Annotated in this window: 24 protein-coding genes; 12 read left to right on the top strand and 12 right to left on the bottom strand. The window is 74.7% G+C overall.

Going from position 1 to position 20,167, the window contains the following annotated elements; all coding sequences use genetic code 11:
• Positions 1-6: 6 nt before the first annotated feature.
• On the bottom strand, positions 7-576 hold the full coding sequence (locus RMN56_RS16755; protein ID WP_313718367.1) for a TetR/AcrR family transcriptional regulator: 570 nt from the start codon (positions 574-576) through the stop codon (positions 7-9).
• Positions 577-625: 49 nt separating this feature from the next.
• Between RMN56_RS16755 and RMN56_RS16750 the strand changes: the two genes are divergently transcribed.
• The gene (locus RMN56_RS16750; protein ID WP_313718366.1) at positions 626-1,129 is read left to right on the top strand and encodes a GNAT family N-acetyltransferase; all 504 of its coding nucleotides are present in this window, start codon (positions 626-628) and stop codon (positions 1,127-1,129) included.
• A gap of 37 nt (positions 1,130-1,166) precedes the next feature.
• On the opposite strand, the gene RMN56_RS16745 is transcribed toward RMN56_RS16750, so the two are convergent.
• Both RMN56_RS16745 and RMN56_RS16740 read right to left on the bottom strand, forming a co-directional pair.
• Positions 1,167-1,652: a TetR/AcrR family transcriptional regulator gene (locus tag RMN56_RS16745; RefSeq protein ID WP_313718365.1), complete on the bottom strand. Its 486-nt coding sequence runs from the start codon at positions 1,650-1,652 to the stop codon at positions 1,167-1,169.
• Entirely contained in the window at positions 1,649-2,074 is a 426-nt protein-coding gene (locus RMN56_RS16740; protein WP_313718364.1) for a hypothetical protein, read from the bottom strand. Before RMN56_RS16740 ends, RMN56_RS16745 begins: the two co-directional genes overlap by 4 nt.
• 162 nt (positions 2,075-2,236) lie before the next feature.
• Here RMN56_RS16740 and pta point away from each other — a divergent pair, with 162 nt between their 5' ends.
• On the top strand, positions 2,237-4,312 hold the full coding sequence (pta, locus tag RMN56_RS16735) for a phosphate acetyltransferase (RefSeq protein WP_313718363.1): 2,076 nt from the start codon (positions 2,237-2,239) through the stop codon (positions 4,310-4,312).
• A complete protein-coding gene (locus RMN56_RS16730) occupies positions 4,309-5,421 on the top strand; it encodes an acetate/propionate family kinase (protein WP_313718362.1) in 1,113 nt (370 codons plus the stop codon). The genes pta and RMN56_RS16730 overlap by 4 nt, the downstream gene beginning before the upstream one ends.
• Positions 5,422-5,543: 122 nt before the next feature.
• Here RMN56_RS16730 and RMN56_RS16725 read toward each other — a convergent pair whose 3' ends face one another.
• Entirely contained in the window at positions 5,544-5,720 is a 177-nt protein-coding gene (locus RMN56_RS16725) for a hypothetical protein (protein WP_313718361.1), read from the bottom strand.
• 137 nt (positions 5,721-5,857) lie between these two features.
• Here RMN56_RS16725 and RMN56_RS16720 point away from each other — a divergent pair, with 137 nt between their 5' ends.
• The 3 genes from RMN56_RS16720 to RMN56_RS16710 all read left to right on the top strand — a co-directional run bounded on the left by RMN56_RS16720 (position 5,858) and on the right by RMN56_RS16710 (position 8,460).
• Entirely contained in the window at positions 5,858-6,865 is a 1,008-nt protein-coding gene (locus tag RMN56_RS16720; RefSeq protein WP_313718359.1) for an alpha/beta hydrolase family protein, read from the top strand.
• A 35-nt stretch (positions 6,866-6,900) separates the two neighbouring features.
• Positions 6,901-7,428 (top strand): nucleotidyltransferase domain-containing protein, encoded by a 528-nt coding sequence (locus RMN56_RS16715; RefSeq protein ID WP_313718358.1) that lies wholly within the window; start codon positions 6,901-6,903, stop codon positions 7,426-7,428.
• A 66-nt stretch (positions 7,429-7,494) separates the two neighbouring features.
• On the top strand, positions 7,495-8,460 hold the full coding sequence (locus tag RMN56_RS16710; protein ID WP_313718356.1) for an alpha/beta hydrolase family protein: 966 nt from the start codon (positions 7,495-7,497) through the stop codon (positions 8,458-8,460).
• A gap of 26 nt (positions 8,461-8,486) precedes the next feature.
• On the opposite strand, the gene RMN56_RS16705 is transcribed toward RMN56_RS16710, so the two are convergent.
• The 3 genes from RMN56_RS16705 to RMN56_RS16695 all read right to left on the bottom strand — a co-directional run bounded on the left by RMN56_RS16705 (position 8,487) and on the right by RMN56_RS16695 (position 11,185).
• The gene (locus RMN56_RS16705) at positions 8,487-9,449 is read right to left on the bottom strand and encodes a zinc-binding dehydrogenase (RefSeq protein WP_313718354.1); all 963 of its coding nucleotides are present in this window, start codon (positions 9,447-9,449) and stop codon (positions 8,487-8,489) included.
• 75 nt (positions 9,450-9,524) lie between these two features.
• Complete coding sequence (locus RMN56_RS16700) at positions 9,525-10,700, bottom strand: NAD(P)-dependent malic enzyme (protein WP_313718353.1); 1,176 nt, start codon at positions 10,698-10,700, stop codon at positions 9,525-9,527.
• A 140-nt stretch (positions 10,701-10,840) separates the two neighbouring features.
• Positions 10,841-11,185 carry a S24 family peptidase gene (locus tag RMN56_RS16695; RefSeq protein ID WP_313718352.1) on the bottom strand — a complete coding sequence of 115 codons (345 nt, stop codon included), beginning with the start codon at positions 11,183-11,185 and terminating at the stop codon, positions 10,841-10,843.
• Positions 11,186-11,269: 84 nt separating this feature from the next.
• On the opposite strand from RMN56_RS16695, the gene sodN reads away from it, so the two are divergent.
• The 3 genes from sodN to RMN56_RS16680 all read left to right on the top strand — a co-directional run bounded on the left by sodN (position 11,270) and on the right by RMN56_RS16680 (position 12,635).
• Complete coding sequence (sodN, locus tag RMN56_RS16690; protein ID WP_313718351.1) at positions 11,270-11,674, top strand: superoxide dismutase, Ni; 405 nt, start codon at positions 11,270-11,272, stop codon at positions 11,672-11,674.
• 65 nt (positions 11,675-11,739) lie between these two features.
• Positions 11,740-12,195, top strand: coding sequence for a GNAT family N-acetyltransferase (locus tag RMN56_RS16685; RefSeq protein WP_313724762.1), 456 nt, complete (start codon positions 11,740-11,742; stop codon positions 12,193-12,195).
• Positions 12,196-12,227: 32 nt separating this feature from the next.
• Entirely contained in the window at positions 12,228-12,635 is a 408-nt protein-coding gene (locus tag RMN56_RS16680; protein WP_313718350.1) for an ATP-binding protein, read from the top strand.
• A gap of 20 nt (positions 12,636-12,655) precedes the next feature.
• On the opposite strand, the gene RMN56_RS16675 is transcribed toward RMN56_RS16680, so the two are convergent.
• Positions 12,656-13,045: a hypothetical protein gene (locus RMN56_RS16675; protein ID WP_313718348.1), complete on the bottom strand. Its 390-nt coding sequence runs from the start codon at positions 13,043-13,045 to the stop codon at positions 12,656-12,658.
• A 43-nt stretch (positions 13,046-13,088) separates the two neighbouring features.
• Between RMN56_RS16675 and RMN56_RS16670 the strand changes: the two genes are divergently transcribed.
• Positions 13,089-14,039, top strand: coding sequence for a diacylglycerol/lipid kinase family protein (locus tag RMN56_RS16670; protein ID WP_313718347.1), 951 nt, complete (start codon positions 13,089-13,091; stop codon positions 14,037-14,039).
• Between the two features lie 448 nt (positions 14,040-14,487).
• On the top strand, positions 14,488-14,745 hold the full coding sequence (locus RMN56_RS16665) for a WhiB family transcriptional regulator (RefSeq protein ID WP_088975879.1): 258 nt from the start codon (positions 14,488-14,490) through the stop codon (positions 14,743-14,745).
• 114 nt (positions 14,746-14,859) lie between these two features.
• Here RMN56_RS16665 and RMN56_RS16660 read toward each other — a convergent pair whose 3' ends face one another.
• Genes RMN56_RS16660 through RMN56_RS16645 form a run of 4 tightly spaced genes read right to left on the bottom strand, consistent with a single transcriptional unit; the run spans position 14,860 to position 18,231 of the window.
• On the bottom strand, positions 14,860-15,588 hold the full coding sequence (locus tag RMN56_RS16660) for a sirohydrochlorin chelatase (protein ID WP_313724761.1): 729 nt from the start codon (positions 15,586-15,588) through the stop codon (positions 14,860-14,862).
• A 14-nt stretch (positions 15,589-15,602) separates the two neighbouring features.
• The gene (locus tag RMN56_RS16655) at positions 15,603-16,367 is read right to left on the bottom strand and encodes a phosphoadenylyl-sulfate reductase (RefSeq protein WP_313718346.1); all 765 of its coding nucleotides are present in this window, start codon (positions 16,365-16,367) and stop codon (positions 15,603-15,605) included.
• On the bottom strand, positions 16,364-16,522 hold the full coding sequence (locus RMN56_RS16650; protein ID WP_139131928.1) for an IS1 family transposase: 159 nt from the start codon (positions 16,520-16,522) through the stop codon (positions 16,364-16,366). The genes RMN56_RS16655 and RMN56_RS16650 overlap by 4 nt, the downstream gene beginning before the upstream one ends.
• Positions 16,519-18,231, bottom strand: a complete 1,713-nt coding sequence (locus RMN56_RS16645; protein WP_313718345.1) for a nitrite/sulfite reductase — start codon at positions 18,229-18,231, stop codon at positions 16,519-16,521. Before RMN56_RS16645 ends, RMN56_RS16650 begins: the two co-directional genes overlap by 4 nt.
• A 342-nt stretch (positions 18,232-18,573) precedes the next feature.
• Here RMN56_RS16645 and RMN56_RS16640 point away from each other — a divergent pair, with 342 nt between their 5' ends.
• A complete protein-coding gene (locus tag RMN56_RS16640) occupies positions 18,574-20,139 on the top strand; it encodes a glycosyltransferase family 39 protein (RefSeq protein WP_313718344.1) in 1,566 nt (521 codons plus the stop codon).
• Positions 20,140-20,167: the final 28 nt, after the last annotated feature.

The raw sequence follows: 20,167 nt of genomic DNA, 5'->3' as shown, positions 1-20,167 counted from the left end.
GGCGGTTCAGCGGGCCGCCGCCGCGACCAGGCGCAGGTAGCGCTCGACGACCGCCGTGGCCCGCTCGGCGTCGCCGGTGGCCAGCAGGTCGAGCAGGGCGCCGCGCAGCACCGCCAGGCCGAGCGCCGGATCCCCGCCGGCCGCTCCGCCGTCGACGTCGGCCAGCAGCCCGAGCCAGTCCTCCACGGTCTGCCGGGCGAATCCCGCCCACGGCCCGTCCGGCTCACCCAGCGAGCGGGCGTACGCCTGGACCCAGAGGACCAGCATCGGCCGGTGCGCCGGGTCCACGAGCCAGCCCCAGGTCGCCCGTACCGCCGCGGCGAAGTCGCCGGCGCCGCCGGCCTCCCGGGCCTGTCGGAGCGCGGCCAGCTCGTCGGCCCTGGCCCGGCCGAGCAGGGCACGGATGAGCTGGTCCTTGGAGCCGAAGAGGAACAGCAGGACCCGGGGGCTGCTGCCGATGGCGGCGGCGAGCGGGCGCAGCGAGAGTTCGGCCAGCCCGTGCGCCAGGGCGTACCGGTACGCCCGCTCCAGGAGTTCGTCGCGGCGGGGGCTCCCGGGTCGCTCGTGCTGGCTCACAGCGCTACTCTGCCACTGAAACGACTGTTTCAGTAGTGGAGGGTTGACGATGAGCGCGCAGGTTCTCATTCGTCCGTTGGGTCGCCCCGGCGACCTCGGCTGGGTGGTGCTGGCCCACGGCGAGACGTACGCGGCCGAGTTCGGCTGGGACACCAGCTTCGAGGCGCTCGTGGCACGGATCGTCGCCGACTACGCCGCCGGCCACGACCCGGCACGGGAGGCCGCCTGGATCGCCGAGGTCGACGGCGAGCGGGCCGGCTGCGTCTTCTGCGTCGCGGCCGACGAGCGGACCGCCCAGCTGCGGATCCTGCTGGTCGACCCGGCGGCCCGGGGTCGGCGGCTCGGCGAGCGACTGGTCGACGAGTGCCTCGCCTTCGCCCGGCGGGCCGGATACGCCCGCATCCGGCTCTGGACCAACCACCCGCTGGTCGCCGCCCGCCGGATCTACCTCTCCCGGGGCTTCCGCCTGGTCGAGGAGGAGGCCCACCACAGCTTCGGCGCCGAGCTGACCGGGCAGGTGTACGAACGGGAGCTGGCACCGGCCGGCGGGTGACGCGGCGGCGAGCGACCGTTGACACGGACGGCGCCCGTCACGTCCCCGCGAAAGCGTGTGCCCAGACCGCGTCGAGGTCCGCGCCCGGCGGGAACCGGCCGGCCAGTTCCAGATCGACCAGCCCGTGGGCCAGGCCCCAGAGCGCGCGTGCCGCGGCCAGGTCACCGCCGGTCATCCGCAGCAGCGGTCCGGCAGCGGCCGCTTCCACGCCGGGTGCGAGGCGCTCGCGCGCCAGCGGCATCCGGGTGGCGATCTCATACAACCGGGGATGCCGGCGGGCCCAGTCGCGGTATGCCGCGGCGAGGGACGGCAGGTCCGGCGCCGGCTCCAGAGCGGCGGCGAGCCGGTGCAGCGCCCGCTCCTGCAGGGCGCCCTGGATCTCGGGCTTTCCCGCGACGTGCTTGTACAACGAGGGCGCCTGGATGCCCATCTCCTCGGCGAGCCGGCGCATCGTGACGGCCTCCGGGCCGACGCGCTCCAACAGGCGTTCGGCCACGTCGACGATCTCCTCCCGGCGGGTCACCGGCGTGGCTCCGCCACCCACCCACGGCAGAGCACGAACGCGAGGACGAGCAGCACCGAAAGGCCGCCGTCCCAGGTCAGGATGGTGTCGGTCCCCTCGATCCCGGGGTTCCGGCTGTAGACCAGCGCGGTCGCCGTCATGGCGACCTTGTGGAAGATGACGAGCGGCCAGACCCCCCGGTAACCCCGGGGGCGCAGGGCGAGCAGGGCGAAGAGCCCGACGAAGACCACGAAGCCGTACGCCCGCCACGTCTCGACCACCTTGACGGCCGGCTCGGCGTCGGCGACAGCACCGTACGCGCCCAGTGCCGCCGCCGTCGCTCCCGCCGCCGCGAGCCAGAGCAGCACCCGGCCGGCCCGGTCGCGGACCCGGCGTCCGTCGGTCGTCCCGGACGGAGCCTGCATGGTGGTTGTCCCGGTCATCACGGCACCGCCTCAATCGTGGCTAACGTTGTTAGCCACCATCATTGGCTAACAACGTTAGCCGCGTCAAGACCCGCTCCCGGCGCTTCCCACGCACGCCTCCTCCCGGGCCATCGGGCCCGGGGACAAGGACCCGGGCGAGGGGCCCTGCGATCTTGTAGCGTGAGGGTCGTGGCGCGCAGCGTGTACCTGACCAGCGTGGGGTCCGGCGGGGGCAAGTCGACGGTCGCACTCGGGCTGGCCGAGCTGCTGTCCCGGCAGGTCGAACGGATCGGCGCCTTCCGGCCGCTGGTCTCCGGCCAGCGCCCCGACCCGATCCTCGCCCTGCTCACCGAGCGCTACCGGGTGGAGCTGCCCCTCGACGAGCTGCACGGCGCGACCTACGCCGAGGCCGCCGCCCTGGTCGCGGACGGCCAGCGGGAGGAGCTGATCGCCCGCATCGTGGCCCGCTACCGCGCGGTCGAGCGGCACTGCCCCGCGGTGGTCGTGGTCGGCAGCGACTTCGCCGACGGGGACGGCGCCGGCGCCCGCGAGCTGGCGTTCAACGCCCGGCTGGCAACCGAGTTCAGCAGCGTGGTGGTGCCCGTGGTGGACGGGTTCGGGCAGCCGCCCGAGGCGATCGCGGCGGCGCTGCGCGGGGCGTACCACGACCTGGAGGACCTGGGCGCGACGGTGGTGGCGGCGGTCGCCAACCGGGTGCCCGAGCCGATGACGCTGCCCGAACTGCCCGTCCCCGCGTACGCCATCCCGGAGGTGCCGATCGTGTCGGCGCCGACGGTGGCGGAGGTGGCGGCGGCGCTCGGCGCCACCCTGCTCGCCGGCGACCAGGCCGCGCTGGACCGGGACGTGCTCGACTACGTGGTCGGCGCCGCGCACGTGCCCACCCTGCTGGACCACCTCACCGACGGCGCGCTGGTGATCACCCCGGGCGACCGGGCCGACCTGCTGGTGGCCGCCGGCGCGGCGCACGTGGCCGGGCAGGTCTCCCTGGCCGGGCTGGTGCTGACGCTCGGCGAGCAGCCGGACCCGCGCGCCATGCGGCTGGTCGAGCGGCTGAACACCGGGCTGGCCGTGCTCTCGGTGACCAGCGACAGCTACGACACGGTGGCGGCGTCCAGCCGGATCGAGGGCCGGCCCAGCGTGGCGAACCCCCGCAAGGTGGAGGCGGCGCTGGGCGCCTTCGAACGCTGCGTGGACACCGTCGACCTGGCCCGCCGGCTGCGGGTCAGCCGGTCGGAGCGGGTCACCCCGCTGATGTTCGAGAACGACCTCATCGACCGGGCCCGGGCGCAGCGCCGGCGGCTGGTGCTGCCCGAGGGCACCGAGGAGCGCATCCTCCGCGCCGCGGAGGTGCTGCTGCGCCGGGGCGTCGCGGACCTGACCCTGCTCGGGCGACCCGACGAGGTGGCGCGGCGCACCCGCGAGCTGGGCATCGACGTCGGTGACGCGCGGGTGGTCGACCCGGTGACGAGCGAGTGGCGGGACGAGTTCGCCGCCGTCTACGCGGAGCTGCGCGCGCACCGTGGCGTCACCGCCGAGCTGGCGCACGACATCGTGGCCCAGCCCAACTATTTCGGCACCATGATGGTGCAGACCGGCCGCGCCGACGGCATGGTCTCCGGGGCCACCCACACCACGGCGGCCACCATCCGGCCGGCCTTCGAGATCATCCGGACCGTGCCGGGCGTCTCCGTCGCCTCCAGCGTGTTCTTCATGCTGCTCGCCGACCGCGTGCTGGTCTACGGCGACTGCGCGGTCAACCCCGACCCGGACGCCGCCCAGCTCGCCGACATCGCCGTCTCCTCGGCCGACACGGCCGCCCGGTTCGGCATCGAGCCCCGGGTGGCCATGCTGTCCTACTCGACCGGTGACTCCGGCTTCGGGGCCGACGTGGAGAAGGTCGCGGCGGCCACGAAGCTGGTCCGGGAGCGCCGGCCGGAGCTGCTCGTGGAGGGCCCGATCCAGTACGACGCGGCGATCGACCCGCAGGTCGCGGCCACCAAGCTGCCGGACAGCCCGGTGGCGGGGCGGGCCACGGTGTTCATCTTCCCGGACCTGAACACCGGCAACAACACCTACAAGGCGGTGCAGCGCTCGGCCGGCGCGGTGGCGGTCGGCCCGGTCATGCAGGGCCTGCGCCGGCCGGTCAACGACCTGTCCCGGGGCGCCACCGTGCCGGACATCGTCAACACGGTGGCGATCACCGCCATCCAGGCCGCCGCCGGGGAGTCGCGATGAGCCGGATCCTGGTCCTCAACTGCGGGTCCTCGTCGGTCAAGTACCGGCTCTACGACGGCGACGAGGTGCGCGACAAGGGCACCGTCGAGCGGGTCGGCGAGCCGGGCGGCGGGCCGGCCGACCACGAGAGCGCGGTGCGGCAGATCATCGAGGGGCTCGACCTGGCGGGGCTGGCCGGGGTGGGACACCGGGTGGTGCACGGCGGGCGCACGTTCAGCGCGCCGGTGCGGATCGGCGACGCGGTGGTCGCCGCCATCGAGGACCTCGTCCCGCTCGCGCCGCTGCACAACCCGGCGAACCTGGCCGGCATCCGGGTGGCCCGGGAGGCGCTGCCGGACACCCCGCAGGTGGCCGTCTTCGACACCGCGTTCCACCACACGCTGCCCGAGGCCGCCGCCACCTACGCCATCGACCGGGAGGTCGCCGAGCGGTACGGCGTGCGCCGGTACGGCTTCCACGGCACCTCGCACGCGTACGTCTCGCGGCGCACGGCGGAACTGCTCGACCGGCCGTACGGCGAGCTGAACACGATCACCCTGCACCTGGGCAACGGGGCGAGCGCCTGCGCGGTCGAGGGCGGGCGGAGCGTGGCCACCTCGATGGGCATGTCGCCGCTGGAGGGCCTGGTCATGGGCACCCGCAGCGGCGACCTCGACCCGACGATCATCTTCCACCTGCGCCGGCAGGCCGGCATGGGCGTGGACGACATCGACGACCTGCTCAACCACCGCAGCGGCCTGCTCGGGCTCACCGGGGTCAACGACATGCGGGAGGTGCTGGCCCGCCGGGACGCCGGCGACCCGGCCGCCGCCCTCGCGTTCGACGTCTACCGCCGCCGGATCACCGGGTACGTGGGCGCGTACTACGCCCTGCTCGGGCGGGTGGACGCCGTCACCTTCACGGCCGGGGTCGGCGAGCACGCCGCGCCGGTCCGCGCCGCGGCGCTGGCCGGCCTGGAGCGGCTCGGCATCGCCGTGGACCCGGCGCGCAACGCCGGCAGCGGCGACCGCGTCATCTCCCCCGACGGCGCCGAGGTCACGGTCTGCGTGATCGCCACCGACGAGGAACGCGAGATCGCCCAACAAACCCGCGAGGTCCTCAAGCTCTAACCCACCCGCCACCCGCCACCCGCCCTGCCCCGTCGATCATGAGGTTGACGGCAGGGAATCGGGCAATTTGCGCCGCCAACCTCATGATCAACGCGCGTGGGTGGGTGGGGCAGCGGCCCGGGTCAGCCCAGTGACAGCCAGACGACGACGGCGACCACCACGACGGCGGCCACGCCGATGCCGGCGAACAGCGGCAGCCGGGACGGTGTCTCCGCGGCCGCCGGCGCGCTGTCGGGCGAGTCCACGAAGGCGCGGAACTGCGCGGTGTTGCCACTCGGGTCGGTGTAGTTCTCAGCCATGGGCGTGACCCTAGCGAAGCGGGGCGACCGGAATGATCCCGCCGGGCCGGTGACGGACCACGCCCGTCCGGGTGGTGGAGGCGCGTCGGCCCGGTCGGCGGGGCCGGACCGGCCGGCCGGCCGCCTACCGTGAGGGGGTGAGGGTGCAGCGGCTGGCCGCCGCGCTGCTGGTGGCGCTGGCGGCCGGGTGCGGCCCGGCCGCCGCCACCGACCGGGTCCCGCCCTTCCGGCCGGTGCCACCGCAGCCGTACGCCGTGGGCGTGCGCCACCTCGTCGTCGACCCAGACGGCCCCCGGCCGCTGCCGGTCACCGTCTGGTATCCGGCCGAGCCCGGCGCCCGCCTGCCCGCCACCGCCCCGACCACCGCACACACGGCCGAGCCGGGCGGCGGCGCGGCCACCACCGACCCGGCCGGCGGCGCGGTGACGGCCGGGCCCGTCCCCCGGCCCGGCGCCCCGGTGGCTGCCGGGCGGTTCCCGGTGGTCGTCTACAGCCACGGCCTGGGCAGTCTCCCCGAGCTGCACGCCCCGTTGACGACCCGCTGGGCGGCGGCCGGGTTCGTGGTGGCCGCGCCGGCCTACCCGCGGACCAACCTGCGGGCGCGCGACTTCACCCGGGCCGACGTGCGGAACCAGCCCGCCGACGGCTGGCGGTTGATCCGCCACCTGGTCCGCCTCGACGCCCGGCCCGGGGACCCGCTGGCCGGGCACCTCGCGGTGGACCGGTTCGCCGCCGCCGGGCACTCGGCGGGCGGCTTCACCACGGCCGGCATGTTCACGTCGGGGCACTCCGCCCGGCTGCGCGCCGGCATCGTCATCGCCGGTGGCGGGCTGGCCGGCAGCTTCGCCGGCCCGGTGGCGCCCCTGCTCTTCGTGCACGGCGGCGCGGACCCGGTCGTGCCCGAGTCGGTCGGCCGGGCCGCGTACGCCCGCAGCCTCGGCCCGGCCGCCTTCCTGAGCCTGCCCGGCCAGGGCCACGGCGCGTACCTGACCCCGGGTTGCCCCGGGTTCGCGCAGGTCCTCGCCGCCACCACCGATTTCCTCCGCTGGACCCTCTACGACGACCGGCGCGCCCGAGACCGGCTGCCCGCCGACGCCCTCCTCCCCGGCGTCACCACCCTCACCACCCGCGCCCTCTCCGGGTGAGCGCGCGCCCCGCCCGCCTCGGTAGCCTTCCCCGGATGGACGGGCTGGCCGGGCGGCAACTCGACGCGATCCGCGAGGTGGTCGCGCTGACCGGCGCGGCCGGGATCGCGGTGTGGCTGCGCGGCGGGTGGGCGATGGACTTCCACCTCGGCGCGGTGAGCCGGCCGCACGTGGACGTCGACTGGTACTGCTGGCGGCGCGACGCCGGTCCGCTGGCGGCGCGGCTCGGCGGGCTGGGCTGGGCCCCCGACCCCCGGATGCCGGTCGAGAAGCAGCTCGACCTCCTCCGGGGCGACGTCGAGCTGAGCTTCGCGTACCTGGACCGGGACCCGGAGGGACGGGTGGTGGTCGGGGCCGGGCCGTGGGCCGGCACCCCGCTGCCGGAGGGCATGCTGGACGCCCCGCCGGGCCGGATCGGCCCACACACCGCCCCGGTGATCAGCGTGGCCGCCCAGATCGAGTTCAAGGAGATGTACCCGGTCTGGATGCCCGACCGGCCCCGCCGGGCGAAGGACGCCGCCGACCTGGCCCGGCTGCGGGCGGGGCGGCCGCCGACCGGTTGAGGCGATCGCGTCACGCTGGGTGCGATGCCGGCCGGTCACCCGGGAGCGCGAGGCACAATCGTGTTCATGCGCCGTCGTCCTGCCGCCCTCGTCACCGCTGCCGCCCTGCTCAGCACGGGTCTGGCCGGCTGCTCGGGCGGTTCCGCCCCGGCCGGGCGCGCCGCCCCCGACGCCCCGCCGAAGGCCACCACGCCCGCGCCGCGGGTGCCCGCCGGGCACGCACCCAGCGAGAGCTTCGCGGTGGGCGTACGCCAGTTGAAGCTGAACCGCGACGGCGACCGCCCGCTGCCGGTGACCCTCTGGTACCCGGCGCGGGGTGAGGCCGGCGGCGCGCCGGAGCGGTCCGTGCCGGCGGCGTCCGGGCGGTTCCCCGTGGTGCTGTTCAGCCACGGGCTGGGCGGCCGGCCGGAGGACTACCAGCTGCTGCTGACCCGCTGGGCGGCCGCCGGGTTCGTGGTGGCCGCGCCGAAGTTCCCGCACACCGGCGCCGGCGGCGACGGCAACCCGCTCGACGTGCTCAACCAGCCGGCCGACGTGTCGTACGTGCTGACCCAGGTGCTCGCCCTCGACGGGAAGGCGGGCGATCCGCTGCGCGGCCGGCTGGACCCGGAGCGGGTGGCCGCGACCGGGCACAGCGCGGGCGGGGTGACCACGATCGGGCTGTTCACCGCGGGCCGGGACGAGCGCCTGGACGCCGGGATCGTCTTCGCCGGCACGGCGCTCGGCGTCGGCACCGCGTTCGCCGGGGCGGCGGCGCCGCAGCTGTTCGTGCACGGCGAGGCCGACGAGGTGGTGGGTTACGCCGCCGGCAAGGCGGTCTACGACGCGGTGCCGTGGCCGAAGGCGATGCTCAGCCTGCCCGACGGCGACCACGGGCGAGCCCTGCTCGCCGACGGCAGGGCACTGCGGGTGGTCGCCGACACCACCGTCGAGTTCCTGCGCTGGACGCTCTACGGCGACGCGGCGGCGAAGAAGCGGCTCCCGGCCGACGCCACCCGCGGCGGCGTGGCCACCCTGGACGACCATCTCTGACCGGTCGCCCAGGGCGGCGTGGCCGGTCAGGCGGTGTGGTCGACGACGACCTTGCCGAAGGCGTCACCGGACTGCAGGCGGGCGAACGCCTCCTCGATCCGGCTGAACGGCACGACGCTGTCCACCACGGGGCGCACCTCGTGCTCGGCGCAGAACGCCAGGAGCTGGGTCAGCTCGTCGGGGGTGCCCATCGAAGTGCCGAGGATCTCCAGCTGCATGGCGAAGACCCGGCGCAGGTTCACCTTGGGCTCGTGGCCGGCGGTGGCGCCGGAGACCACGATCCGGGCCATCGGGGCGGCCGACTTCAGCGAGTGGTCGAAGGTGGCCGCGCCGACCGTCTCGATCACCACGTCGACCCGCTCGGGCAGCCGGGCGCCGGGCTCCAGGGCGGTCGCGCCCAGCTCGGTGATCCGCTCCCGCTTGCTGGCGTCGCGGCTGGTCGCGTACACCCGCTTGCCGAGCGCGACGCCGAGCGCGACGGCCGCGGTGGCCACGCCCCCGCCGGCCCCCTGGACCAGCACGGACTCGCCGTCGCCGACCCGGCCCCGGGTGGTGAGCATCCGCCACGCGGTGAGCCAGGCCGTCGGCAGGCAGGCCGCGTCGGCCGCCGAGAGGCCGTCGGGCAGCGGCAGCAGGTTCATCCGGGGTACGGCCACCCGCTCGGCGAAGGTGCCGGGAAAGTACTCGGAGAGGATCGAGACCCCGCGCGGGTCACCCAGGGTGGGCACCACGGGGTAGACGACCACCTCGTTGCCGTCCGGGTCGGTGCCGACCGCGTCGCAGCCGAGGATCATGGGGAGCTGGTCGGCGCTGAGGCCCACCCCGCGCAGCGACCACAGGTCGTGGTGGTTGAGCGAGCTGGCCCGGACCTGCACGGTGACCCAGTCGTCCTCGGGGTGGGTCGGCTCGGGGCGGTCGCCGACGGTGAGCGCGGCGAGCGGGTTGTCGGCGTCGAAGGCCGAGGCGAAGGCAGCACGCATGATCGGCACCGTAACAAGCTGAGCGCCCGTTCAGAAGGGGACCTTCCCCACAAAAGCCGTGCGGATGGTCCCCTTCCGCGAGTTTCAGCGGCGGGCGACCCCGTCGCGGCGGGCCGCCTCGGCGACCGCCTCGGCGACCGCGGGGGCGACCCGCGGGTCGAGCGGGGAGGGCACGATGGCCTCCGCCGTCAGCGACTCGGCCACCACGTTGGCGATGGCGTCGGCGGCGGCCACCTTCATCCCGTCGGTGATCCGGGTGGCCCGCGCGTCCAGCGCGCCCCGGAACACGCCGGGGAAGGCCAGCACGTTGTTGATCTGGTTGGGGTAGTCGCTGCGCCCGGTGGCGACCACGGCCACATGCCGGGCGGCCACCTCGGGGTGCACCTCCGGGGTGGGGTTCGCCAGCGCGAAGACGATGCCCCCCGGGGCCATGCCGGCCACCGCCGCCTCGGGGATCTGCCCGCCGGAGACGCCGACCAGGACGTCCGCGCCGCGCAACGCCTCGGTGATGTCGCCCTGCCGCCCGTCGGCGTTGGTGGTCTCGGCCAGCTCGGCCTTGGTCCCGGTCAGCTCGCGGTGCCGGCCGATGATGCCCTTGGAGTCGCAGACCACCACCTGGTCCGGATTGACGCCGCCGGCGACCAGCATCTTCGTCACGGCCACGCCGGCGGCACCGGCCCCGCTGACCGCCACCCGCAGGTCGCCCAGCTTGCGGTTGAGCAGGGTGGCGGCGTTGCGCAGGGCGGCCAGCACCACGATGGCGGTGCCGTGCTGGTCGTCGTGGAAGACCGGGATGGGAAGCGCCTCGTCCAGCCGGCGCTCCACCTCGAAGCAGCGCGGGGCGCTGATGTCCTCCAGGTTGATGCCACCGAACGAGGGCGCGATCGCCCGCACCGCCGCCACGATCTCGTCCACGTCCTGGGTGTCCAGGCAGACCGGGACGGCGTCGACGCCCGCGAACTGCTTGAACAGCACCGCCTTGCCCTCCATGACGGGCAGGGCCGCGCGCGGGCCGATGTTGCCCAGGCCGAGCACGGCGGAACCGTCGGTGACCACGGCGACGGTGTGCGACACCCAGGTGTAGTCGTCGGCCAGGGCGGGGTCGGCGGCGATCGCCTCGCAGACCCGGGCCACACCCGGGGTGTACGCGAGGGAGAGGTCCTCCCGGCTGGTGAGCGGCACGGTCGAGGCGACGGCCATCTTGCCGCCGAGGTGCAGCCGGAAAACGGGATCAGCGGGGTCCGGGGTGGACGTAGACATTGGTGACTCCAGGATCTGTCGAGCAGACGGACCGGCCGGCTCGGCACGCGTGGTCAGCGGCCAGCGGGGCGGCGGTGCGGGGGGTCACCCGGGCACTTTCCGAGCATAGTCAGGCATGCCGCACCGGGGTGTGATCGGGGTCATATCCGACGCGGCCCGCCGGTGACCCGTCCCGGACGCGGCCAGTACCGGAGGACCACCCGGCCCCGCACGTCGGCCACCCCGTACGCCCGGGAGTCGTCGGTGACCAGGTCGTTGTCGCCGCGCAGCCACCAGCCGCCGTCCTGCCGGCGGACCGCGCGCTTGACCACGAGCAGGTCGGGGCGACTGCGGAAGACCGCCACCACCACGTCGCCGGGGCGTACCGGGCGGCCCCCGGTCCGCACCAGCACGGCGTCGCCGTGCCGCAGGGTCGGGGCCATGGACGGGCCGGTGACGAGGACCGGCACCAGCGGCCCGCGCAGCCGGTGATCCACAGCACCCACGGGGTTTCACCTCCCGCCCGCCGGGGAGCATCTCCAGGAGTAGTGTCGTCTTGGATCATCGCAAACATCCCATGGAGGACCCTGATGCGCCTTCCTCGCATCCTTACGCCCCGTGTGACCGCCAGCGCGCACTGCGACCTGCCGTGCGGCGTCTACGACCCGGCGCAGGCCCGGATCGAGGCCGAGTCGGTCAAAATGATCTGCGAGAAGTACCAGGCCAACACCGACCCGGAGTACCGCACGCGCGCCATCCTGATCAAGGAGCAGCGGGCGGAGCTGGTCAAGCACCACCTGTGGGTGCTCTGGACCGACTACTTCAAGCCGCAGCACTTCGAGAAGTACCCGCACCTGCACCAGCTCTTCAACGAGACCACCAAGCTCGCCGGCTCGGCCGGCGCCAAGGGCAGCATGGACCCGGCCGTCGCCGACCATCTGCTGCAGAAGATCGACGAGATCGCCAAGATCTTCTGGGAGACCAAGCAGGCGTGAGCCTGCCCGCCCAGGCACCGACGATCCGGCCGGCGCGTCCCGAGGACGTGCCGGCCGTCGTCACCATGGTGCACGAACTCGCCGAGTACGAACGCGCCCCCGAGCAGTGCCACCTCACCGAGGAACAGCTCACCGCCGCCCTGTTCAGCCCGAGCCCGGCGCTGTTCGGGCACGTCGCGGTGGATCCCGCCGACCAGCCGATCGGCTTCGCCCTCTGGTTCCTCAACTTCTCCACCTGGGAGGGCGTGCACGGCATCTACCTGGAGGACCTGTACGTCCGGCCCTCCGCCCGCGGCACCGGCGCGGGCCGTCTGCTGCTCGCGACCCTCGCCGCGATCTGCGTCGAGCGCGGCTACCGGCGGCTCGAGTGGTGGATGATCAACTGGAACCCGGCCGCCCGCTTCTACGCCGCGATCGGCGCCACCCCGATGGACGAGTGGGTGCCGTACCGGCTGGCCGGGACGGCGCTGCACGATCTCGCGGCCCAGGCGACGGCCGCCCCCACGCGGGCGGAGGCCTGACCGGGTAGAGTCCCGCACCGGGGGGATGAGGCGTGACTCAACTGACCGGCCAGCCGACGACGGACGACGACATCGTGCACCTCACGGTGCCCGCCGACGGCGGCTACCTGGGCGTGCTGCGCACCGCCACCGCCGGTCTCGCGGCCCGGCTCCAGTTCGCCCTCGACGAGATCGAGGACCTGCGCATCGCCGTCGACGAGGCGTGCGCCATGCTGCTCGCCATCGCCACCCGCGACGCCGAGCTGGAGTGCCGTTTCGCGGTCACCGAGGACGCGCTCACGGTCGAGGTGACCGTGCCGACCGTGCGGGGCGCGACACTCCCCTCGGAGTCGTCCTTCGCCTGGAAGGTGCTCACCGCGCTGACCACGGCGGCGAACGCCCGGGCCGCCGAGGGGCGGGCCACCATCTCCCTGCTCACCCGCCGCGCCTCCGGCTACTGACCGTCCCGGGCGGCGCGGCGTCAGTCGAAGCCGAGCGCCCGGTTGGTCGGCGTGCTGACCAGCAGGCCGGTGACACCGAGGCCGAGCGCCATCAGCGGCACGCCCAGCCAGCCCAGGCCGCCCTGGATCATGTACCAGCCGATCGGCAGCAGCATGAGCTGGAGCACGATGGCCGGCGCGCGGGCCCCGGACCGGCGGCGGGCCAGCGCGGCGCCGAGCGCCCAGAGCGCGACCGCCCCGGCGACCGCGAACGCGGTCACCAGCAGCGCCGAGGTCAGGTCGGTGGCGTGCGCCGTCAGGTCGGACCAGACCAGCCAGGCCGCGACCAGGCCGAGGGCCACCGCCTCGGCGCGCAGCAGGAGCACCGCCCAACGGAGCGTGCCGGGGACCGGCCCGGAGTCGATCGTCACGCGCGACACGATACCCGTGGGTAGGCGCGGTACAGTGCCGCCCATGCGGGCCGTCCTGGTGGTCAATCCGAAGGCCACCACCACCAGCGAGCGCAGCCGGGACGTGCTGGTCCGGGCGTTGCGCAGCGAAGTCGACCTGTCGGTGCGGTACACCCGCCGGCGGGGTCACGCCATGGACCTCGCGCGGGAGGCCGCGCAGGAGGGCGTCGACCTGGTGGTGACGCTCGGTGGTGACGGCACCGTCAACGAGGTGGTGAACGGCCTGATGGCCGCCGAGCCGCCGACCTTCCGGACCGGGCAGACCACGGCGGAGCGGCTGCCGGCGCTGGCCACCGTCCCGGGCGGGTCGACCAACGTCTTCGCCCGTGCCCTGGGCCTGCCGCGGGAGTGGCCGGACGGGACCAGCATGATCCTGGAGGGACTGCGGCTGGGCCGCTCCCGCACCATCGGCCTGGGCCGGGCCGACGACCGCTACTTCACCTTCTGCGCGGGCTTCGGCATCGACGCGGCCGTCATCCAGCGGGTCGAGCGGGCCCGCAAGCGGGGCCGGGTGTCCACGCCGGCGCTCTACTTCCGCTCCACGGTGAGCCAGTACTTCCTCGCCTCGGACCGGCGGCACCCGTCGATCTCGCTGGAGCGCCCGGGAGAGGCGGCCGAGACCGACCTCGGGACGGTCATCATCCAGAACACCGCCCCGTGGACCTACCTGGGCGACCGGGAGATCAACCCGAATCCGGAGGCCTCGTTCGACCTGGGGCTCGACGTGCTCGCGATGCGGCAGCTCAAGGTGGCCAGCACCGCACGCACGGTGACCCAGTTCTTCGCCCGGGAACCCGATCCGCATGGCCGGCAGGTGCTCCGGCTGCACGACGTGGCCGAGTTCACCCTGCTCTCGGCCCGTCCGCTGGCCTTCCAGCTGGACGGCGACTACCTCGGCGAGCGGGAAAAAGTCAGATTCGCATCCATCCCTGCCGCACTGAGAGTAATCTGCTAGGTCTCGGGTACTGCCGTCGGTTGACGCGGGCCACCGCAACCGCTTCGGGCGGGGGCCGCCACACCGAGGGAAGGTGCCGGAAATGTCAGCAACGTCACGCAGACCGTACTATATTGATCCTCGACTGTGGCACGCCGGGTAACCAGAGCGCTCTGAAACCCGGACAAAAGGGTGGTGAGCCCGCTCACTGTTCGGAGTTTTTCCGAGCGCCACCCTTGACATCGCGACAGTTCGTGAAAGTATTCACAAGCGAAAGCGTGTTACCGGGACATTGCCTGGATATGCTCGTCAGGTTGAGCTGTTCCAGCAGGTCCACGGGTCGCAAGCCTGCTCACGCAGCGCCGAATTGATGGATGCTGACCGTCACCGATCGGCAATGCGGACGCATATAGGAATAGCAACGAAGCGTAATCTGGCCACCCATTTGAGAATGAGGAGTGTTGCCGCCATGGACTGGCGCCACGATGCCGTCTGCCGCGACGAGGACCCGGAGCTGTTCTTCCCGATCGGGACGTCCGGCCCGGCCCTCCTGCAGGTGGAGCAGGCCAAGGCCGTCTGCCGGCGCTGCCCGGTGACCGACCACTGCCTTCAGTGGGCGCTGGAGTCCGGTCAGGACGCCGGCGTCTGGGGTGGGATGAGCGAGGAGGAGCGCCGCGCGGTGAAGCGCCGCGGCGGGCTCCGGGTGCTGCGCGCTCACTCCGCCTGATTCGCACGCACGCGCACGCCCCGGCCGGGATTCCGGCCGGGGCGTTCTGCTGTCCGGACACATGATCGCCGGCTACCCCGCCGGCGCCCTTACTGATCATGATGGCGACCCGCGTCACACCGGGCTGCCGACCGGCGCGGCGTCGACCCGACGCAGCACCAGATCGGCGAGTTCGGGCAGGTCGGTCAACGGATCGGCGACCGCCACCGCGCCGGCCCGCTCCGCCGACGCGCGGACCGCGTCGTGGAACAGGCCCGGGGCCAGGAAGTAGGCGGCCACGGCCACCCGGCGGGCGCCCGCCGCGCGCAGCCGGGTCACCGCGACCCCGGTCCCGGGGGGCGCCGCCGAGGCGTACGACACCTGGCAGGGCACGCCCAGCTCGGCGCCGAGGGCGGCGGCCACCCGCCCCACCGAACCCCGCGCCCGCGGATCCCGCGTGCCCGCCGCCGCCAGCACCACGCCGTCGAACCGGCCCGGCTGCGCCTCGGCCAGCCGCCGGCGCAGCCCCGCCAGCAGCCGGGCGTCCACCACCCCGTCCGCCGGACCCAGCACGTCGGTCACCCGCACCTCGAGGTCCGCGCCCTGCGCGCGGGCCGCCGCCACCGCCGCCGGGACGTCGACCTTCCGGTGGTACGCGGCGGTCAGCAGCAACGGCACCAGCACCGCCCGGGCGTGGCCGGCGGCCGCCAGGTCCCGCAGCACCGCGGCGGGACCGGGGTCGGTGTGGTCCAGCCAGCTCGGCAGCACCGGGACGCCCGGACGGGCGGCCGCCACGGCCCGGGCCAGCGCCCGGGTCGCCGCCGCCGCCCGCGGGTCCCGGCTGCCGTGCGCGACCAGCACCACCGGCGGCTCGACGGTCAGGTGTGGAGGCCGCACTCGGTCTTCTCGAACATGGCCCAGCGGCCCGCCCGCGGGTCCTCGCCCGCCTTCGTGCGGCGGGTGCACGGCCAGCAGCCGATCGAGCCGTAGCCCCGGGCGAACAGCTCGTTCACCGGGATGTCGTAGCGGGCCACGTAGGCGTCCACGTCCCGCTGGCTCCACGCCGCGATCGGGTTGACCTTGACCTTGCCGCGCCGCGCGTCGAACCCCACCACCGGCGTGTTCGCACGGGTCGGCGACTCGTCCCGGCGCAGCCCGGCGGCCCAGGCGTCGTACCCGGTCAGCGCCCGCTCCAGCGGCTCCACCTTGCGCAGCTGGCAGCAGTCGTCCGGGGACTTGCTGAACAGCCGGGGACCGTACTGGCCGTCCTGCTGCCCCACCGTCATCCGAGGGCGGATCGAGCGCACGGTCACCGGGAGCCGCCGGGCCACCTCGTCGCGGACCTTGAGCGTCTCCGGGAAGTGCAGGCCGGTGTCCAGGAAGACCACGTCGACCCCGGGGGCGACCCGGGAGACCAGGTGGGCCAGCACCCCGTCGGCCATCGAGCTGGTCACGCAGAACCGGTCGCCGAAGGTCTCCGCGGCCCAGCGGGCGATCTCCAGCGCGGGCGCGCCCTCCAGCTCCCGGCCGGCCCGCTCGGCCAGCGCGCGCAGCTCCTCCGGATCGCGCCGGGCCGGGTCGGCCGGGGCCGGCCCGCCGACCCCGACCAGGCCCAGGCCGGTGGCCGACCGCAGGGCGCTCACCGGGTCACCGCCCGGCTCAGCAGGCCGGTGAACTTCACGGTGAAGACGCGGGCGCAGGCGTGGCACTCCCAGGCGCCGTGCCCGGCCTCGTGTGGCCGCAGGTCCTCCTCACCGCAGTAGGGGCAGTAGAGAGGCGCAGATCGGGCATCGCTCATCGCAATTCCTCCTCGTCGACCCTGATCACCCAGTTGGCGAAGCTCTCGCCCTCGCTCCGGCCGGCCAGGTAGCGGCGGGCCAGCCGTTCCACGTACTCCGGAAGCTCGTCGGCGGTGGTCTTCAGGCCGCGCAGCTTGCGGCCGAATCCGGCGGTCTGCCCCGCGGCCATGCCCAGGCCGCCACCGAGGTGCACCTGGAAGCCCTCCACCTGCCGGCCGTCCGGGCCCACCACGAGCTGACCCTTCAGGCCGATGTCGGCCACCTGGGTGCGGGCGCAGGCGTTCGGGCAGCCGTTGAGGTGGATGGAGATGTCGGCGTCGAAGTCGCGCAGCCGCTCCTCCAGCCGGGCCACCAGCTCCTCGCCGCGCCGCTTCGTCTCGACGATGGCGAGCTTGCAGAACTCGATGCCGGTGCAGGCCATGGTGCCGCGCCGCCAGGCCGAGGGCCGGGCCTCCAGGCCGATCCCGCGCAGCTCCGCCACCAGCGAGTCGGTCCGCTCCGGCGCCACGTCCAGCACGAGCAGCTTCTGGTACGGGGTGAGCCGCACCCGGCCGCTGCCGTGCGCCTCGGCGACGTCGGCCAGCCGGGCGAGCTGGGTGCCGGAGACCCGGCCGACCACCGGGGCGGCGCCCACGTAGTTGGCGCCGTCGCGCTGCGGGTGCACGCCGATGTGGTCGACCGGCTTCGCCGGCAGCGCCGCGGCCGGGCCGTCGAGCAGCGCCCGGCCCAGGTACTCCTTCTCCAGCACCTCGCGGAACTTCGCCACGCCCCAGTCGGCGACCAGGAACTTCAGGCGCGCCCGGTTGCGCAGCCGGCGGTAGCCGTAGTCGCGGAAGATGCCGACCACCCCGGCCCAGACGTCCGGCACCTCGGCCAGCGGCACCCAGACGCCGAGGCGCTTGGCCAGCATCGGGTTGGTGGACAGCCCGCCGCCCACCCAGACGTCGAAGCCGGGACCGTGGTCGGGGTGCTCGACGCCGAGGAAGGCGATGTCGTTCGCCTCGTACGGGGTGTCGACCAGCCAGGAGATCGAGGTCTTGAACTTGCGGGGCAGGTTGGAGTACGCCTTGTCGCCGACGTACCGGCGGACGATCTCGTCGACCGCGGGCGTCGGGTCGAGCACCTCGTCCCGGGCCACCCCGGCGACCGGGCTGCCCAGCACGACGCGGGGGCAGTCGCCGCACGCCTCGGTGGTCTGCAGGCCGACCGCCTCCAGCCGGCGCCAGATCTCCGGCACGTCCTCGACCCGGATCCAGTGGTACTGGATGTTCTGCCGGTCGGTGATGTCGGCCGTGTCCCGGGCGAACTCCCGGGAGATGTCCGCGACGACCCGGAGCTGGGCCAGGCTCAGCTCACCGCCGTCCACCCGCACCCGGAGCATGAAGAACTCGTCCTCCAGCTCGTGCGGCTCCAGCACGGCGGTGCGCCCGCCGTCGATGCCGGCCCTGCGCTGGGTGTAGAGGCCCCACCAGCGGAACCGGCCGCGCAGGTCCTGCGGGTCGATCGAGGCGAAGCCCCGGTGCGCGTAGATGTTCTCGATCCGGGCCCGCACGTTCAGCGGGTCGTCGTCCTTCTTGATCCGCTCGTTGGGGTTGAGCGGCTCGCGGTGCCCGAGCGCCCACTGTCCTTCACCACGCGGCCGGCGGGGGGCCCGGGCGGCCGGTGCCGGGGTGTCGGGCCGGGTCGTGGTGGTGCTGCTGACCGCCATCGCGGCGTCCTCCGTTGTCTGCTGTGCCTGAAAGCGCGGACGCGGCGGCCGGCCCTGGATGAGGGCCGAGGACGGCGATGTCGATGACGGCCGGCGCGGAACGCGCCCGAGACGGATGGGTCGGGCGTCGTCAGTGGGCCGGACAGATCGCGCTGCGGACACGGCCGTAATCGACGTGGCGACGGGCCACGAAGCGGCGGATGACAGCGGCGGTCATAGCCCACATGCTCCCACAGCCGTCGATGACCGGCCAATGACCGAGTGTGTGATCCCACATCACGGGCAGCGCGCGGATCGGCTTACCGGCCCGGCGGGCGGTCCCGTTGTGTGACGCTGCGGAATGTGACCCCGCCCGCCGAGCCCACGCCGCCCCACGGCCGCCGGGACTGGCCGGTGTGGGCGACCCCCGGCCTGCTCACCCTGGTGGTCACGCTCGCCGGGATCGGGCACGCGCAGCCGTGGCGGGACGAGCTGGCGACCTGGAGCGCGGCCACCCGCCCGGTCCCCGACCTGGTCCGGCTGGCCGGCACGATCGACGCCGCCACCGGGCCGTACTACCTGCTCATGCACGGCTGGACCGCGCTGTTCGGCACCTCGCCGACCGCGTTGCGGCTGCCGTCCGCGCTGGCCATGGCCGGAGCCGCCGCGCTCACCGCCCGGCTCGGCGCCCGGCTGGTCGGCGCCCGGGCCGGCCTGCTCGCCGGGCTGCTCCTCGCCGTGCTGCCGGCCACCTCCCGGTACGGCCAGGAGGCCCGCCCGTACGCGCCGGCCACCCTGCTCGCCGTGCTCGCCACGCTGCTGCTCGTCGGCGCGCTGCACCGGCCGGCCCGGGGACGCTGGGCCGGGTACGCGGTGGCCGTCGCCGCGCTCGGCCTGCTCCACCTGATCGCCCTCACCCTGCTCGCCGCACACGCCCTCGTGGTGGTGCTGGCGGCCGTGCGGGGCCGGCCGGCGGCAGGGGTGGAGCCGCCGCCCGACCCGGCGGGCCGGGCCCCGGATCCCCGGGCGCGCGAGGCCGGCCCGGGCACCGGTGCGCGCGAGGACGCCCCGCGAGCCGGCGGGAGGGGCATCGGCCTGCTCTGGCGGTGGCTGGTGGCGCTGCCGCCGGCGGCCGTGCTGGTCGTGCCGCTGGTGCTGGTGGCCGGGAGCCAGCGCGGCCGTCAACTCGACTGGGTACGTCTGGTCCGCGTCGACGACCTGGCCGCGCTGCCCGGCGCGCTGGCGCAGAGCGGGGTGGTCGGCGGCGTGCTGGCCGGTCTCGCCGCGCTGGGGGCGGCCCGGCTCGGTCGGCGGGCGCTGCTGCCCGGTGCCGCCGTCGTGCTGCCGGTGCTGCTGCTGTTCGCCGCCGGCACGGCGGTGCCGCTCTGGGTGACCCGGTACCTCATCTTCACGGTGCCGTTCGCCTGCCTGCTGGCCGGGGCGGCGCTGGCCGGCGTACGGCTCGTGCCGGCGCTGGCCGTGGTGACCCTGGCCGGCCTGCTGGGGCTGCCCGACCAGGCGGCGCTGCGGCGCACCCACGAGTGGCCGCGGACCGCCCCGGTGGACTACGCGGGCGTGGCCCGGATCGTCGCCGACGGGCAGCGGCCGGGCGACGCGGTCGTCTACTCGCCCCGGGACAGCTGGCTCTTCCCGGACCTGGGGCTGGCGTACCACCTGGGGGCGCGCCGGCCACGCGACGTGCTGGTGGTCCGCGACCAGCGGCAGCGGGCGGACCTCTGGGCGGCCGAGTGCGACCGACCGGCGGAGTGCCTGGCCGGCGTGGACCGGGTCTGGCTGGTGGTCACCGGCCGGCGCGCCGACCCGCTGGCGGCGGTGCCCGGCGCCAAGGGCGACGCCCTGCGCGACGCGTTCACGGTCCGCCAGGTGTGGCCCCGCCCGGGCCTGACCGTCGCGCTGCTCACCCGCTGAGCCTCGACGGCCGCGGCGGCGAGGGGGC

The sequence above is a fragment of the Micromonospora halotolerans genome (assembly GCF_032108445.1).
GTDB classification, from domain to species: domain Bacteria; phylum Actinomycetota; class Actinomycetes; order Mycobacteriales; family Micromonosporaceae; genus Micromonospora; species Micromonospora halotolerans.
The sequence above is the reverse complement of the archived record's forward strand: the minus strand, read 5'-3'. Positions and strand labels throughout refer to the sequence as shown.

Coding starts and splice junctions, on each gene's coding strand:
- RMN56_RS16685 (WP_313724762.1), top strand. CDS start 11,740: ATGGTGCACGAACTCGCCGAGTACGAACGCGCCCCCGAGCAGTGCCAC.
- RMN56_RS16700 (WP_313718353.1), bottom strand. CDS start 10,700: ATGTCTACGTCCACCCCGGACCCCGCTGATCCCGTTTTCCGGCTGCAC.
- RMN56_RS16750 (WP_313718366.1), top strand. CDS start 626: ATGAGCGCGCAGGTTCTCATTCGTCCGTTGGGTCGCCCCGGCGACCTC.
- sodN (WP_313718351.1), top strand. CDS start 11,270: ATGCGCCTTCCTCGCATCCTTACGCCCCGTGTGACCGCCAGCGCGCAC.
- RMN56_RS16665 (WP_088975879.1), top strand. CDS start 14,488: ATGGACTGGCGCCACGATGCCGTCTGCCGCGACGAGGACCCGGAGCTG.
- RMN56_RS16645 (WP_313718345.1), bottom strand. CDS start 18,231: ATGGCGGTCAGCAGCACCACCACGACCCGGCCCGACACCCCGGCACCG.
- RMN56_RS16710 (WP_313718356.1), top strand. CDS start 7,495: ATGCGCCGTCGTCCTGCCGCCCTCGTCACCGCTGCCGCCCTGCTCAGC.
- RMN56_RS16730 (WP_313718362.1), top strand. CDS start 4,309: ATGAGCCGGATCCTGGTCCTCAACTGCGGGTCCTCGTCGGTCAAGTAC.
- RMN56_RS16715 (WP_313718358.1), top strand. CDS start 6,901: ATGGACGGGCTGGCCGGGCGGCAACTCGACGCGATCCGCGAGGTGGTC.
- RMN56_RS16650 (WP_139131928.1), bottom strand. CDS start 16,522: ATGAGCGATGCCCGATCTGCGCCTCTCTACTGCCCCTACTGCGGTGAG.
- RMN56_RS16670 (WP_313718347.1), top strand. CDS start 13,089: ATGCGGGCCGTCCTGGTGGTCAATCCGAAGGCCACCACCACCAGCGAG.
- RMN56_RS16725 (WP_313718361.1), bottom strand. CDS start 5,720: ATGGCTGAGAACTACACCGACCCGAGTGGCAACACCGCGCAGTTCCGC.
- RMN56_RS16740 (WP_313718364.1), bottom strand. CDS start 2,074: ATGACCGGGACAACCACCATGCAGGCTCCGTCCGGGACGACCGACGGA.